At 37.5% G+C, this 381-nt stretch carries 1 pseudogene; it reads right to left on the bottom strand.

Features of this window, described 5'->3' with window-relative positions:
* A pseudogene (locus tag HC176_RS17415) lies at positions 1-279 on the bottom strand (mechanosensitive ion channel family protein); the annotation flags it as partial.
* Between the last annotated feature and the right edge of the window lie 102 nt (positions 280-381).

Genomic DNA, 381 nt, shown 5'->3' with positions numbered 1-381 from the left:
AAGGATAACCACAAATATTGATATCCTTTCGATAATGTTGAATTGGGTGTAAAATTTTCGAGCCCTTAAATTATCGGCTGTGGTGACATCAAATTGTTTTAAAAACTGATTTTTTGCGATTCTAATGGCTACAATGATAAACCAGGTAAAGCTAAAGATAAGAAGTAACGAACGTGCCTGCTGGAAGAATTCTACCTGCCCCTCATCTGTAATGATCTCCCTGTTGATTAGCCCCGCCTGTATGGCAACAGCAATAAAAATGGTGATCAACGGAACCATTACACGGTTTGCAATATTGTGAGGGAGTATATTCCGGGGGTCCTTTCCTAATTTTTTTAGCAGAAAATGTATTGCAATATATAGAACTATAAGTCCAACAAG

This window comes from Tamlana crocina (assembly GCF_012037625.1).
This window is presented reverse-complemented; position numbering and strand designations above follow the sequence as displayed.